The following is a 14,369-nucleotide window of genomic DNA, read 5'->3' on the forward strand; positions in this document are numbered from 1 at the left end:
CGGCGGTAGGAAGTGGCAATCTGATGATCTATATAGATCGCATCTGATCGTAGAAAGTAACAGGAGCAGGCGATGCTGGATTTGCTGGTTGTGGGCGGAGGTTATGTCGGCCTGTCCGTGGCTGTCGCTGTCAAGCAGGCGGCACCTCACCTTGACGTCGCCGTCGTCGAGGCAACGGCGGAACATGTCTGGAAGACGGACATGCGCGCCTCCGCCATCATCGCTGCGGCAACGAAGATGCTCGAGGTCTTCGGCATCTGGGACGAGATCGAACCGGAGGCCCAGCCGATCAGCAAAATGATCGTGACAGACTCCAAGATGTCCGATCCGGTCCGCCCGATCTTCCTGACCTTCGACGGCGAAGTGGCCGATGGCCGGCCATTTGCCCACATGATCCCGAATGTCGTCATGGTCGGCGCGCTGCGCGGCGCCTGCGAGCGGCTCGGCATCGAAATCCGCCATGGCCTCAGCGCCACGGGGCTAAAGACAGGCGATGCCAATATCGAGGTCAGCCTATCCAACGGCAGTACGCTGCAATCGCGCTTGCTGGTCGCTTGCGACGGCGTGCGCTCCAGACTGCGCGACTTTGCCGGCATCAAGACCGTGACCTGGGATTACGGCCAGTCCGGCATCGTCACCACCGTCGAGCATGAGCGCCCGCACCATGGCTGCGCGGAAGAGCACTTCCTGCCGTCCGGCCCCTTTGCCATCCTGCCGCTGCGCAACAACCGCTCATCGCTGGTCTGGACCGAGCGAACGAATGATGCCGCTAGGCTCGTCGCCGCGGACGACCTGGTTTTCGAAGAGGAACTGGAACGCCGCTTCGGCCACAAGCTCGGCGCCCTCAAGGTCGTCGGCGATAAGCGGGCATTCCCGCTCGGCCTCACGCTCGCCCGTTCCTTCATCGCTCCGCGCTTCGCGCTTGCCGGCGATGCCGCACATGGCATCCATCCGATTTCCGGCCAGGGCCTCAATCTCGGCTTCAAGGATGTGGCGGCGCTTGCCGAAACCATCGTGGACGCCGATCGACTCGGTCTCGATATCGGCGCCATCAACATTCTGGAGCGTTATCAGAGCTGGCGCCGTTTCGACACCTTCCGCATGGGCGTCACGACCGATGTGCTGAACCGGCTCTTTTCCAACGACATGGCACCGATCCGAATCGCCCGCGACTTCGGCCTAGGCATCGTCGATCGCCTGCCCGGTCTGAAGTCCTTCTTCATCGGCCAGGCGGCGGGAACCACAGCCAAGGACAATCCACGGCTGCTCTCAGGCGAAACGATCTGACATTACTCGTCAGTCTTCGAGTGCGCGCGCCTCCGAAACCAGCATGATCGGAATGCCGTCCCTGATCGGATAGGCAAGCCGCGCCTTTTCCGAGACCAGCTCATTGTGCTCGCGATCGTAGGAAAGCCGCCCCTTGGTCAGCGGGCAGACGAGAAGTTCGAGAAGTTTCGGATCAACCCGGCTCAGCTTTTCGTCCATGGCATCCTCTACTGCAGCACGGTGTCGGAATCGCCAAAAACGCGGGCGAGAACGATTTCAGTAATGGCGATCAGGGTTTCCGCCCTGGTTTTCAAGTCGGGTGCCTCAAGCAGCGCCTGCTTCTCAGCCGGGCCGAAGGGCGACATCATGGCGAGCGAATTGACGAGGGTAAGATTGCTGGCACGCTCCACGCTCTCCCAGTCCGCCTCCAGCTTGTTGGCGTCGAGATAGGCCTTGAAGGCCGTCAGCAGGGCGTTGCGGTCGACGGCATCCTCCTCGTTTTCGGCAGAAAGATCGGAAATGAACGGCGCTATGCGGAAAGTACGGAACGGCTGGCCATGTGATCGCTCCTCCAGCAGCCGGAAGCGGCACACGCCTGTCAGCGAGACGATATAACGCCCATCGCCGGTTTCAGCATAGGACGTGATGCGGCCAAGGCAGCCGACGGCCGCAAGCTCCGGCGCATGTGCCTTGTCCTCATGCTCGCCGTGCGCCGGCTGCACCATGCCGATCAGACGGTTTCCGGTGAGCGCCGCATCGAACATCGCAAGATAACGCGGCTCGAAGATATTGAGAGGTAACTGCCCGGCAGGCAGGAGAAGCGCACCTGTCAGGGGAAAAACAACAATTTCGTCCGGTAAATCACCGGGCTTCAGATATCTGGCATTGCCCACTTGCATGAAGACTGGTCCCGCACTCTTGCGGTGGGCGTGTCCAACACGCCCACCCTGACGAGAAATGTGGTGCCCTTGTCCGAAAACGCAAGGGTGAAGGCGGCAAACTCAGGAAAACAGGATCGAGGAAAGCTTGCGGCGGGCCGAAACAGTCGCCGGATCCTTGAAGCCCCAGACCTCGAAGAACTGCAGGAGCTGGCGTCGCGCACCATCATCATCAAAGGCGCGATCCTTGCGCATGATGAAGAGCAGGTGTTCAGCCGCTTCCTCGCGTTTGCCCTCGACATTGAGGATCTTGGCGAGTTTCAGGCGGGCTTCGTGATGATCCGGGTTCAATGCCAGCTCGCGCTCCAGGGCAATGGGATCGCCGAGCTTGCGGGCTTCTTCGATCTGGTCGAGCTTCTTCAGCACCGCCTGGATGCCGGCATCCTTGGAAGCCTCTTCCGGCAACTCGCTCAGCATCTGGCGGGCCTCGCCATGCTGGTCGGCTGCGATCAGGCACTCGGCCATGCCGGCAAGCGCCTTCGCATTTTCCGGATCAGCCTGAAGGATGGCACCATAAAGCTGACCCGCTTCATTGATATCTCCAGCAGCCAGCGCTTCGGAGGCCTGCGCCAGATAAGCTTCGATTTCTGCGGTCTCATCAGCACCCGCAGGACCTGCGAGGCGATCGATGAACTGGCGAACCTGGCTTTCCGGCACCGCCCCCATGAAACCATCGGCCGGGCGGCCATTGACGAAGGCGATGACGGCCGGAATGGACTGGATGCCAAGCTGACCGGCGATCGAAGGATGATCGTCAATGTTCATCTTGACCAGTCTGACGCGGCCCTGACCTTCATTGACGACCTTTTCCAGAACCGGCGTAAGCTGCTTGCACGGACCGCACCAGGGCGCCCAGAAATCGACCAGCACCGGCTGATTGCGCGATTCCTCTAGAACATCCTTCGCGAAATTCGCCGTTGTGGTGTCCTTGATATAGCCACCGGCCGCTGTCGCAGGCTGGGGTGCTGTACCGTAGCTCGCCGTTGCCGACATCTGGTTGCCGAAAGAACCGTTGTAGGGATTGTCGCTGCCGCTCATGGATATCTCCCGCCGCGCCGATCTGCCGGCGTCTCTTGTAGCGCTAAAATCGTATGTCAGCACGTCACTTTCAAGACAAGCGGCTTATGCCCCGTCGCTTCCATAAATCGTATCAGGTCGGCACTGCCGATCGAAGTGGTCGCGTCGTTGGAGAGCGGATGGCAGTTGATGATGTCGTCATGCATCAGATCCGCATCGAGCACGAAGGTGACATTGTTACCGGTATCGTTGATCGCACCGAGCGCAGTAACCGCGCCCGGAATGACGCCCAGATATTCCATCAACTTTTCAGGCTTGCCGAAGGACACGCGGCCGGAGGCACCGATGATGGTGTGGACCTGCTTAAGGTCGACAGCGGCATTTTCCTCCACCGTCAGCAGGAAATAACGATCTTTCTTGTCCCTCACGAAGAGGTTCTTGGTGTGGCCCCCGGGAATCTCGTCCCGCAGCGCCACCGATTCGGCAACAGTGAAGACAGGGGCATGATCTTTGGTGCTGTGGGCGATGCCGATTCCGTCGAGAAAGGCGAAAAGATCCTGGCGAGTCTTGGGCTTGTTTTCGGTCATCGTCATTCCATCAGACAGGAAAAGGTAGATTGGATTGTCTGCTTACGTCCGCCTCATCAACTTGGCAATCTTCAGGACCGACGCATTGCCCTGCATTCGCGGCGTTTCCGAAGCCGGTTTTCCACCGCCAAAACTTTTCTTCGTTTTTCCGTCATTTCCCTGTTGCATTTGAAAATCGTTTGGGCGATATAGCGCCCGTCGCCGCAAGGTGGCGCCCACGGTCCGCTACTTACTACCCCGGACCGGCGTGGATTTGAGCGGGTGTAGCTCAGGGGTAGAGCACAACCTTGCCAAGGTTGGGGTCGAGGGTTCGAATCCCTTCGCCCGCTCCAGTTTTCCCAATATGGCTTACGCATACCGGAGCTTAAAACGTCTTTATGACGTGCGCTTGGTGTTGCCACCGGCCGCGCAGTGAATCGCCATCACCGGCTTCGTCAGGACAAAAGCAGGCCAAGTATCAATCGATACCCGATGCCGGAAGGCATGCGTTGCTCCTTCGGTCACCTTTCCGCAGACAAATTTGCGGCGTTCGATTGATCCAACTCAATGCAAAATGCGGTAGTATCCGATTAGGCTTCTTGAGCTTTGTTGGGAGAATTCTTCGCGCAAGCGGTTACCTATGCCTACCTCTGGTATAGGCAGAGGAAGATTCCCATCGTTCAGACCTGCGGTGGATCGATATGCTCGTCAAAGATGTAATGACGACAACGGTTGTCACAGTATCACCTGACAACAACGTTCGGCGGAAGGTGTCCGTGGTGTCCGCGGCGTGGTGGAGCATTTCCCGGAATCTCCTCCTCAATAATACCCCAGCATCGACATGAGACTGCATCGGCCTTCGTGAAACAGGCCAACGAGATTCAGCAATGTTATTTTGATTGGGAGACTCAGATGGCTTCACCTGAAACGGCAGTCATGAACAAACCAGCCTCAATCGCGTCGTCTGGAAAGACCCCGCTTTCCACTGAGGAACTCCGCCTGATGGAGGCCTATTGGCGGGCATCGAACTATCTGTCTGTTGGGCAGATCTATCTGCTCGACAATCCTTTGCTCAAAAAGCCTCTCGCACGCGAACACATCAAACCGCGGTTGCTCGGCCATTGGGGAACCTCGCCAGGCCTGAACATGCTATATGTGCACCTTAACAGGGTGATCAAGCGAGACGACCTCAACATGATCTATGTGATCGGCCCTGGCCATGGCGGACCGTCGCTCGTTGCACATGCCTATCTGGAGGGGACGTACACCGAATTCTACCCGAATATTGGTCAGGACGAGGAAGGCATGAAGCGGCTGTTCAAGCAGTTCAGCTTTCCTGGTGGCATCCCGAGCCACGTTGCTCCCGAAACACCAGGGAGCATACATGAAGGTGGCGAACTCGGTTATGCGCTCAGCCACGCCTATGGAGCAGCCTTCGACAATCCCGATCTGATCGTCGCCTGTGTTGTCGGTGACGGGGAGGCTGAAACCGGACCGCTTGCGACGGGATGGCATGGCAACAAATTCCTCAATCCAGCCCGTGACGGATGCGTTCTGCCGATCCTGCACCTCAATGGCTACAAGATCGCCAATCCCTGCTTCCTTGCCCGTATTCCCAAGGAGGAATTGCTGAAGTTCTTTGAGGGCATGGGATATGCGCCCCTCTTCGTGGAGGGCCATGAGCCAGACAAGGTGCAGCAACAGCTTGCCGCGGCCATGGACACCGCCGTCGCCAGGATCAAGGCGATCTGGTCGGAAGCGCGGGACAAGGGAAATGTCAGCCGGCCGGCGTGGCCGATGATCATCTTCCGCACGCCGAAGGGCTGGACCTGCCCGGAGGAAATCGACGGCAAGAAATGCGAAGACTATTGGCGCTCGCATCAGGTTCCGATGGGCGACATGGACAAAGCGGAACATATCAAGGTGCTTCGTCACTGGATGAAGACCTACAGGCCCGAAGAACTTTTCGACGACGATGGCAGACTGCGTGCTGAACTGGCCGCGCTGGCACCGACCGGACATCGCCGGATGAGCGACAATCCGCACGCAAACGGTGGTCTGTTGTTACGAGATTTGAAGATGCCGGATTTCCGCGATTACGCCGTCTCGGTTCCCAAGCCCGGATCGGTGACCGCAGAATCCGCTCGCGTCATGGGCAAGTTCCTGCGCGATGTGATGAAACTGAATCTTGGCAGCAAGAACTTTCGGCTGTTTAGCCCCGATGAGAACAATTCCAACCGTTGGCAGGACGTGCTGGAAGTGACGGATCGCTGCTATATGGCCGAGATCTACCCCGAGGACGATCATCTGTCGCCCGACGGCCGCGTCATGGAGGTCCTGAGCGAGCATCAATGCCAGGGCTGGCTTGAAGGCTATCTGCTGACTGGCCGTCACGGCTTTTTCTCCTGCTACGAGGCGTTTATTCACATCATCGACTCGATGTTCAATCAGCACGCCAAATGGCTGAAGGTGTGCAACCACATCCCTTGGCGGCGGCCAATCGCCTCGCTCAACTACTTCCTGAGTTCGCATGTGTGGAGACAGGATCACAACGGCTTTTCTCATCAGGATCCGGGCTTCATCGACCATGTGATCAACAAGAAGGCAGAGATCATCCGGGTCTATCTTCCGCCGGATGCCAATACGCTCCTGTCCGTTACCGATCATTGTCTGCGCAGCCGCAACTATGTGAACGTGGTGGTGGCGGGCAAGCAACCCGCCCCGCAATGGCTCACGATGGATGAGGCCATCAAGCACTGCGCCGAAGGTCTCGGTATTTGGGAATGGGCCAGCAATGACCGGGACTCGGAACCCGACGTGGTCATGGCCTGCTGCGGCGATGTGCCGACCTTGGAGACGCTCGCAGCCGTACAGCTGATCCGTGAGCACCTTCCCCAAGTGAAGGTGCGGGTCATCAATGTCGTCAATCTGATGAAGCTGCAGCCCTCGAGCGAACATCCTCACGGACTTTCGGATCCTGACTTCGACGCGTTCTTCACAAAGGACAAGCCGATCATCTTCGCATTCCACGGATACCCCTGGTTGATCCACCGGCTGACTTATCGACGAACCAACCATAAAAACCTGCACGTCCGAGGATATAAGGAAGAGGGAACAACCACGACGCCGTTCGACATGGTCGTTCTGAACCAGCTCGATCGCTTTCATCTCGTCGAAGACGTCATCGATCGGCTACCGCAACTTGGCGCGCGCGCGGCCTATTTCAAGCAGGCAATCCGCGGGAAGCTGATCGAGCACCGGCAATATATCGAGGCGCATGGTGATGATATGCCTGAGATCAGCGGCTGGGCATGGGGCGTCAAGAGCGCGGGGAAAATGAAGGCGGCGACCTCCACAGAGGGAGACAATGCCTAATAGACGCGTTGCGCGTAAACGATCATGCCGGCAGGCGTCCGGCCAAGGCCGCCTCCGGTTGTCCGACGAAACCATCTGATCTCCTCGGCTACCCTATCATGTCGGAATTACTGTCAACCGATCCCGAATTGAACCGAATGCCGACGGATGAGGACCTCGGTCGCCTTCAGTTCACGACCTTGCTCTATTATCTGCAATGCACGAATCCGGACAATGGATTGGTTCGCGACAAGACACAGGCGGGCGCACCGGCGAGCATCGCCGCCATCGGCATGGCTCTTGCGACCATTCCTGTCATAGTGGAGCGCGGAGTCGTCATTCGCGAGTTTGCCGCCAAGATCGCCCGACGCCGCTTGGAATTCCTGATGTCCTGCCACCAGGGGCCGGAACCTGATGCGTCCGGCTACAAGGGTTTCTTCTACCATTTCCTCGACATTGAGACGGGGCGACGGGTCTGGCAATGCGAATTGTCAACGATCGACTCGGCTTTCCTGTTCGCCGGCGCTCTGACCGTCGCAGCCTATTTCGATGCAGACACCGAGGACGAGGCGAAGGTTCGCGCACTTGCCAAATCGCTGTATGAGCGAGTGGACTGGAATTGGGCTCGCGACCACGGGGCTACGCTCACCCATGGTTGGCGACCGGAAAGCGGATTCATTCCATATCGGTGGCGCGGCTATGACGAAGGCCTGCTTCTTTACATTCTCGGACTAGGCTCACCGAGCCACCCTCTGCCGCCTGAAAGCTTCACGGCCTATACGGAGAGCTACGAATGGCGGAATATCTTCGGACGTGAATTGCTCTATTCCGGTCCGCTCTTCACGCACCAGCTTTCACATATGTGGATCGATTTTCGTGAAATTCGCGATAAATTCATGCGCGGGCACGACAGCGACTATTTCCAGAACAGCCGGCACGCCACGTTCGTTCAGCAGGGATACGCCATTCGCAACCCGCTGAACTTTAAAGGCTACGGCGAACATTGCTGGGGTTTCACGGCAAGCGATGGGCCTGGCTGGATCAAGCGAAACATAGACGGCGTCGATAGGGAATTCTTCGACTACGTCGCCCGGGGCGCTCCCTATGGGCCGGATGATGGAACGGTATCCCCCTGGGTTGTGGTTGCCTCGCTGCCATTTGCGCCGGAAATCGTCATCCCGACCGTGCGAAACTTTGCCCGCATGAAACTGGGCATGACGCGACTTTACGGGTTTAGGCCGTCGTTCAACCAGACATATACGACTGGCGACAACAACGACGGATGGTGGGTCAGCCCCTACCATTTCGGGATCGACCAAGGTCCCGTCGTCCTGATGATCGAAAACTACCGAACCGGCTTGCTGTGGAACATCATGCGTCGATGCGAGCCGGTGGTGGTCGGACTAAGACGAGCAGGGTTTTCAGGCGGCTGGTTATGATGGTCGTGCCGAATCCGCCCCAACTTCCTGACACACAACCGGCTAGCGCACAGCACTGCAGACGACCTGAGGTTTCAAAGAACCAAGCTGCGTGACAGTCAGGCTTTCTGTTTTTGATCGATCCACCTCCAGGAACCGTCCGAAACATATTCCAGAACGGCATCATAGGATGAGCGCGGGGCACCCGGCTCGGCGAAGTTGACGCACGCGATCCTTCTTTCGGCCAGGAGCCCGAGGATAGCGGTCAGAAGTTCGTGACCGAAGATGGCATCGGCTTTTTCCAGAATAATGTATGACGGAGTGGCTATGATCGCGCTTGCAAGTGCGACGAGCTGTTGTTCACGCGGCGACAGCAACGTGGACCAGTCTTGCTCGCTGTCCAGATCGCTGGGTGTCAAACCGCGTGCAAGGCCGAGATTCCTCAGCAAAGCGAGGATTTGGTCATCCGTTTCCTCTATCGAGCGCTCCGCCGGCGCCAGGATCTGGCGCAGGGTTCCCGGACCCGAATAGGCCCGCTGACCGAGAAACCGCACATGTTGACGGGGTGGGATGACGATGCGCCCGGTCCCTGACGGATTAAGTTCTGCCGTGGCCCGGAATAAAGCGGTGGCCGCGGCCTCACTTTCTCCAGCAACGATCACTCGCGTATCTGTCGGGATGAGAACCGACAAATCCTTTACCAATGCCTCTCCTGTCGGCGACCTCAGCGTCAGATGTTCATAGCTAAGGCTCCCCTCAGCCTCGACGAGTTCGAGACTGATGTCTGCTGGGCTGCTGGGCTCCTCGATCGCTTCCAAAAGGGAACTGAGACGCGCCACGACGGTCGCGAAATTCGAGATCGAGTTGAATTGTGCGACGATGAATGAGAACGCACCGACAAGCATGGCAAAGGCCGCCGCCGACTGCGTGATGACACCAAATTCCATGTCACCGCGCATGAACGCGGGTGCGATGATAACGACAGGAATGATCTGTATCATCCAATTGTAGCCGGTGGTGAAGAAACCAACATTGCGATTGATGCCAATTATCCGCCTGAAGTTTGCAGCGACGCTATCAAACTGCTTGAGGAGCCGATCTATGTGGCGTAGCTCGGAGCCCCCGATCATGATCGATTCCGTATTTTCGCGAACACGGATCAGCTCGGACCGGAAGGCCGCTTCGCGATCGAGCTGGTTATAGTTCAGGTCGATCAAAGGTCGTCCCAACATGATCGTCATAAACGACCCGAAGGCCGCGTAGATAACCGCCGTAAAGAAGAGAAGCGGACTGATCAGCCACAACACGCTCGAAAAGGTGAAGACCGTCAATACGCTGCTGAGCAGCATAAGCAGAAAGGAGAGCGTCGTCGTCGTGAACGCTTTGACATCCTCAGCGATCCGCTGATCAGGATAGGAAACTTTACCCTGAATGCCGAGCCGGTGGAACGTACCGTCGGTCATATAAACGCTGATTGCACGACGGGTGAGGTGTTCTCGCCAAAGCAAAGCCAGTCGTTCTTCGGCGAAGCGGGCAATCACCGATACGACCGTCGAAGCAGCAAAAGCGCCAGCGTAGAGGATCGCCTGGCGAACAAATTCGGCAGTCTGCCTTTCAGCGATCGCAGTCATGAAATGCCGGCCGACGAAACTGTTGACGACATTCAGAGCACTGATACCGGCAAAAAGAGCGATCAGCGATGCGAGAAGGAACCCGGCTCGTCCACCGACATCGGATGTCATGAACAATTTGATCGCGTGGATGAACCGCGTCGCCGTCAACTTGAGCAGAATTTGCTGCTGGCCCATAGTTGCCTCCAACTTATGCTTGGACGAACTATAGCGCGAAAAACGTGCGACAGAGAACGGCGCGCGAGCGGATGAGCCAGCCTTCTCCATGGCGGGCTCCCAACCGGGATATGACTCCTAAACGATCGATCCTGCGCAACGCAAGACGCGTTGCATCTATCTGCTATTTTCGCGGATCGAGCAGGCCGAAAGCGGCGCAAACAGCGCTCCGGCACAACCTAGTGCGAATTGGCGAGCGCTAATAAATTTCTTGCGTATGATATCCATAGATTCACCCTCTTTTGATTCTTGAAACCGCCCTTTTGGTCCGCCTTGATCAATTTTTGTAATTTATATTGATTGATTGGTTCATTTTGTGAACTTATTGTCGAGGCGAAATCACAAGCAGTAGGATCAGGAATTTTAATGTTCAACTCATCGCAGCGCGAGCTTCTGCGGGTCATAAGCGAGTCCGGTCCCCTCAGCCGGACCGATCTCGCATCTGCGATCGGGCTGAGCAAAGCGGCGATGAGCGGCATTGCCCGCGAGTTGATCGATCGCGGCGTTCTACATGAAACGGAAACGGTCTACGGCCAGGGCCGCCCCTCCGTCCTGCTCGACCTGAAGCCGGAATGCGCCTTCTTCATCGGCATATCGCTTCTGGAAGATCCTGCGCCGATGATCCTCAGCGATCTTAACGGCAATATCATCGCCCGCCAGCAGTTGCCCTATTCCCGCGATCCCAAGGTCATCGCCAATGCCATCACCTCCAGCCTGCCGGAAATCCTGAAGGGCCAAACGCAGGCAAGCTCGAAGCTAGCCGGCATCGGCGTGGCGCTGTCGGGCTTCGTCGATGAAAAGCAGGCGACCTGCGTACAATCCACCCTTCTTGGCTGGCAGGATGTGCCGCTCGCCGAAATCATCCGCCAGGCAAGTGGCGTCGATACTTTCATCGAAAACGACGCCAAGGCCGTGGCCGTCAGCGAGAAGCTCTTCGGCATTGCCCGCGACACGCCGAATTTCTCGGTCGTGTCACTGGGAGACGGTATCGGCTGCGCCCATTTCATCGACGGCAGACTCTATCGCGGCAATCATGGCGGTGCCGGCGAAATCGCCCATGCGACGATCGACCCCGGCGGCGCGCCCTGCCGCTGCGGCAAGCGCGGCTGTCTCGATACGATCGCCTCCATGAAAGCGATCAAGGAGATGACGCGGGCCGCCGGGCTAAAATGCACCTCGCTGTCGGAACTGGAAGAAGAAGCCTCGCACGGCACCGCCGAAGCGATCGCCATCATCCACAAGGCGGGCGCCGCGCTCGGGCTGGCGATCTCGCATCTGATCCAGATGAACGATCCCGGCATGATCCTCATCACCCACATCGAGGGCTCCTTCGACGGCCTGTTCGGCACGGTCGTGCAACAGGCGATCGAAGCCAATGTTCTTCCCCGTTACGCAGGCACAACGCCGATCCGCACCCGCCGCGTCGACAGCGACGTCTGGGCACGGGGCGCTGCCAGCATCGCTGCCCATAATTTTCTGATTGGTCCCAAGATAAGCTGAGGTTTCCCATGCGCATCGCCGTCGGTGGCATTCACATCGAATGCAGCACGTACAATCCCGTCCTGAACGAGGAGAAGGACTTCCGGGTGGTGCGCGGCGAGGGACTGCTGACCGCTCCATATTTTGCGTTTTTGAAGGATTACGACGCCGAATTCCTGCCGACGATCCATGCCCGCGCCATTGCCGGCGGCCCTGTCGCGCGCCACACCTACGAGGCCTTCAAGGCCGAATTCCTGGAACGCTTAAAGCCGCTTCTGCCACTCGACGGCCTCTATCTCGCCATGCACGGCGCCATGTATGTCGAAGGCATGGAGGATGCGGAAGGCGACTGGATCAGCGCTGCCCGCGCGCTCGTCGGCGACGATTGTACAGTTTCGGCAAGTTACGACCTGCACGGCAACGTCACCCAGCGCATCCTCGATGCGATCGACATGTACTCTACCTACCGCACCGCGCCGCATATCGATGTCGAGGAGACGATGCGCCGTTCGGTTTCGATGCTGGTGAAGAGCCTGAAGAGCGGTGTGAAACCCACCCTGCTTTGGGCACCGATCCCGGTCGTCCTGCCGGGCGAACGCACGAGCACCGTGGATGAACCGGCAAAGAGCCTCTATGCCGAACTGCCCGGCATCGATGCACTCGATGGCGTCTGGGATGCCTCGCTGATGGTCGGTTATGTCTGGGCCGACGAGCCCCGCGCCACCGCCGCCGCCATCATGACCGGCACGGACTGTGCCGTTCTGGAGCGTGAGGCAAAGCGTATAGCAAAGGCCTATTGGGACGTACGCGAGGAATTCGTCTTCGGCTGCGAGACCGGCTCGATCGAGGCATGCGTCACCAAGGCGATCGCTAGCCCGACCGGCCCCGTCGTGCTTGCCGAATCCGGCGACAACCCGACCGGCGGCGGTGTGGGCGATCGTGCCGACGTCCTTGCCGAACTGATCGCTAAGGGCGCCACCGGCGTTGTCTTCGCCGGCATTGCCGACAAGGCGGCAACGGAAGCCTGCTATGCGGCCAACGTCGGCGCTACGCTGGACCTGACCGTCGGCGCCTCGCTCGATACCAAGGGCAGCAAGCCGGTGACGGGACGCTTCACGGTGAAGTTCCTGCACGAAACCGGCGACGCAGCCGATCGGCAGGCCGTCGTTTCCATCGGCGGCATCGATCTGGTGCTCTCCGCCAAGCGCCGCCCCTATCACAACATCGTCGATTTTACCCGCCTCGGTCTTGATCCGCGCACGGCAAAGATCGTCGTCGTCAAGTCGGGTTATCTCTCGCCGGAACTCGCACCGATCGCCAATCCCAACCTCATGGCGCTCTCGGTCGGTGTCGTCGACCAGTTCGTCGAGCGCCTGCCGCGCCTGCGCAAGCAGCACCCGACCTATCCTTTCGACAAGGATTTCGGCTTCGAGCCGCAAGCTTTCCTATCGGCACGCTCCGCGAACCGCTGAGGTTTGATAGGCGAACCAATTGATTTTTGGTACCGCACGTTTGTCTAGCGTGCAGTTCTCATCAAAACGTGTGCGTACCTTTGGATCTGTCGCAAATATAGGCCATACGATCAATAAACAGGCAGATATTTATTTGCACAAAAAAGCGCTTGACGATCCGCTGGATTTGGTTTGCATTGAACCAATATTAAATTGGTTCAGCCAATCATGGACGATACGCAAGGCAATTCGAACTACGCGCTGGAGAAGCTGAGGGCTCTCCTGCAGTCGGATAGTCTCGATGCCGATGGCAAGCTGCCAACCGAACGTACGCTCTCCGAAATCCTCGGCGTCAGCCGCCGCTCGATCCGTCGCGCGCTGGAAGTGCTGGAGGCCGAGGGTCGCATCTGGCGCCGGCAAGGCTCCGGCACCTTTGCCGGCAAGCGGCCGGACGGTTGGAGCAACCATGTCGATTCCATCGTCGCCGACACCGATCTCATGGAAATCATGGAAGTGCGCCTGCGCGTTGAACCTCAGCTTGCACAACTTGCTGCTATGCGCGCCAAGGTAGCCGATGTCGAGCGGATGCATGATCTGGTGAAGAAGATCTATGAAAGCACGGATGCCGACGGCCGCGAACTCTGGGATGGCGCGCTGCATCGCCAGATCGCCCAATGCGCCGGCAACACATTCTTCCTCATGATCTTCGACGTCATCAACCGCGTGCGCCAGGACGAAGCCTGGCAGGCGATCCGCGAGCGCGCCCGCAGCGCCAGCCGCACGCGCGAAGTCACCCATGGCCAGCACACAGCCATCGTCGATGCTATCGCCGCCCGCGATCCGGGAAAAGCCGGCGAAGCCATGCGCCAGCACCTGCTGACGCTGCAGGAAAGCCTCATCCGCATTACCTCTCTCGACCACAGCGAGACGGAGGTCGAGAAGGAACCCACCTGAGCGGGGAAACGGCACGGCGGAGATAACCGACGGCTCGACACGACAATCGTGAAACAAAAACATAACAGAGGAGAATGAA

General features: G+C 58.4%; 11 protein-coding genes and 1 tRNA gene. 7 read left to right on the forward strand and 5 right to left on the reverse strand.

Annotated elements, in window-relative coordinates; translation table 11 throughout:
- Positions 1 to 72 precede the first annotated feature (72 nt).
- The gene (locus FHT87_RS27650; RefSeq protein WP_183734440.1) at positions 73 to 1,287 is read left to right on the forward strand and encodes a ubiquinone biosynthesis hydroxylase; all 1,215 of its coding nucleotides are present in this window, start codon (positions 73 to 75) and stop codon (positions 1,285 to 1,287) included.
- A gap of 9 nt (positions 1,288 to 1,296) precedes the next feature.
- Here FHT87_RS27650 and FHT87_RS27655 read toward each other — a convergent pair whose 3' ends face one another.
- From FHT87_RS27655 to FHT87_RS27670, 4 genes are all read right to left on the reverse strand, one after another.
- Complete coding sequence (locus FHT87_RS27655; RefSeq protein WP_183734441.1) at positions 1,297 to 1,485, reverse strand: Trm112 family protein; 189 nt, start codon at positions 1,483 to 1,485, stop codon at positions 1,297 to 1,299.
- A gap of 8 nt (positions 1,486 to 1,493) precedes the next feature.
- The gene (locus FHT87_RS27660) at positions 1,494 to 2,165 is read right to left on the reverse strand and encodes an LON peptidase substrate-binding domain-containing protein (protein ID WP_183734442.1); all 672 of its coding nucleotides are present in this window, start codon (positions 2,163 to 2,165) and stop codon (positions 1,494 to 1,496) included.
- A 102-nt stretch (positions 2,166 to 2,267) separates the two neighbouring features.
- Complete coding sequence (trxA, locus tag FHT87_RS27665) at positions 2,268 to 3,242, reverse strand: thioredoxin (RefSeq protein WP_183734443.1); 975 nt, start codon at positions 3,240 to 3,242, stop codon at positions 2,268 to 2,270.
- Between the two features lie 56 nt (positions 3,243 to 3,298).
- Positions 3,299 to 3,808 carry a prolyl-tRNA synthetase associated domain-containing protein gene (locus tag FHT87_RS27670; protein WP_183734444.1) on the reverse strand — a complete coding sequence of 170 codons (510 nt, stop codon included), beginning with the start codon at positions 3,806 to 3,808 and terminating at the stop codon, positions 3,299 to 3,301.
- A gap of 257 nt (positions 3,809 to 4,065) precedes the next feature.
- Here FHT87_RS27670 and FHT87_RS27675 point away from each other — a divergent pair.
- The 3 genes from FHT87_RS27675 to FHT87_RS27685 all read left to right on the forward strand — a co-directional run bounded on the left by FHT87_RS27675 (position 4,066) and on the right by FHT87_RS27685 (position 8,580).
- Positions 4,066 to 4,140: transfer RNA gene (locus tag FHT87_RS27675), tRNA-Gly, on the forward strand.
- Between the two features lie 559 nt (positions 4,141 to 4,699).
- Entirely contained in the window at positions 4,700 to 7,162 is a 2,463-nt protein-coding gene (locus FHT87_RS27680) for a phosphoketolase family protein (protein WP_183805971.1), read from the forward strand.
- Between the two features lie 98 nt (positions 7,163 to 7,260).
- Positions 7,261 to 8,580 carry a glucoamylase family protein gene (locus FHT87_RS27685; RefSeq protein WP_183734445.1) on the forward strand — a complete coding sequence of 440 codons (1,320 nt, stop codon included), beginning with the start codon at positions 7,261 to 7,263 and terminating at the stop codon, positions 8,578 to 8,580.
- Positions 8,581 to 8,678: 98 nt separating this feature from the next.
- On the opposite strand, the gene FHT87_RS27690 is transcribed toward FHT87_RS27685, so the two are convergent.
- Entirely contained in the window at positions 8,679 to 10,367 is a 1,689-nt protein-coding gene (locus FHT87_RS27690) for an ABC transporter ATP-binding protein/permease (protein WP_183805914.1), read from the reverse strand.
- Positions 10,368 to 10,772: 405 nt separating this feature from the next.
- Here FHT87_RS27690 and FHT87_RS27695 point away from each other — a divergent pair, with 405 nt between their 5' ends.
- The 3 genes from FHT87_RS27695 (at position 10,773) to FHT87_RS27705 (ending at position 14,290) form a co-directional block, all read left to right on the forward strand.
- On the forward strand, positions 10,773 to 11,906 hold the full coding sequence (locus FHT87_RS27695) for an ROK family transcriptional regulator (protein WP_183734446.1): 1,134 nt from the start codon (positions 10,773 to 10,775) through the stop codon (positions 11,904 to 11,906).
- An 8-nt stretch (positions 11,907 to 11,914) separates the two neighbouring features.
- Positions 11,915 to 13,357, forward strand: a complete 1,443-nt coding sequence (locus FHT87_RS27700; protein WP_183734447.1) for a M81 family metallopeptidase — start codon at positions 11,915 to 11,917, stop codon at positions 13,355 to 13,357.
- Between the two features lie 207 nt (positions 13,358 to 13,564).
- Positions 13,565 to 14,290: a FadR/GntR family transcriptional regulator gene (locus FHT87_RS27705; protein WP_183805916.1), complete on the forward strand. Its 726-nt coding sequence runs from the start codon at positions 13,565 to 13,567 to the stop codon at positions 14,288 to 14,290.
- Positions 14,291 to 14,369 lie beyond the last annotated feature (79 nt).

It is taken from the genome of Rhizobium sp. BK316 (assembly GCF_014193695.1).
GTDB lineage: Bacteria > Pseudomonadota > Alphaproteobacteria > Rhizobiales > Rhizobiaceae > Rhizobium.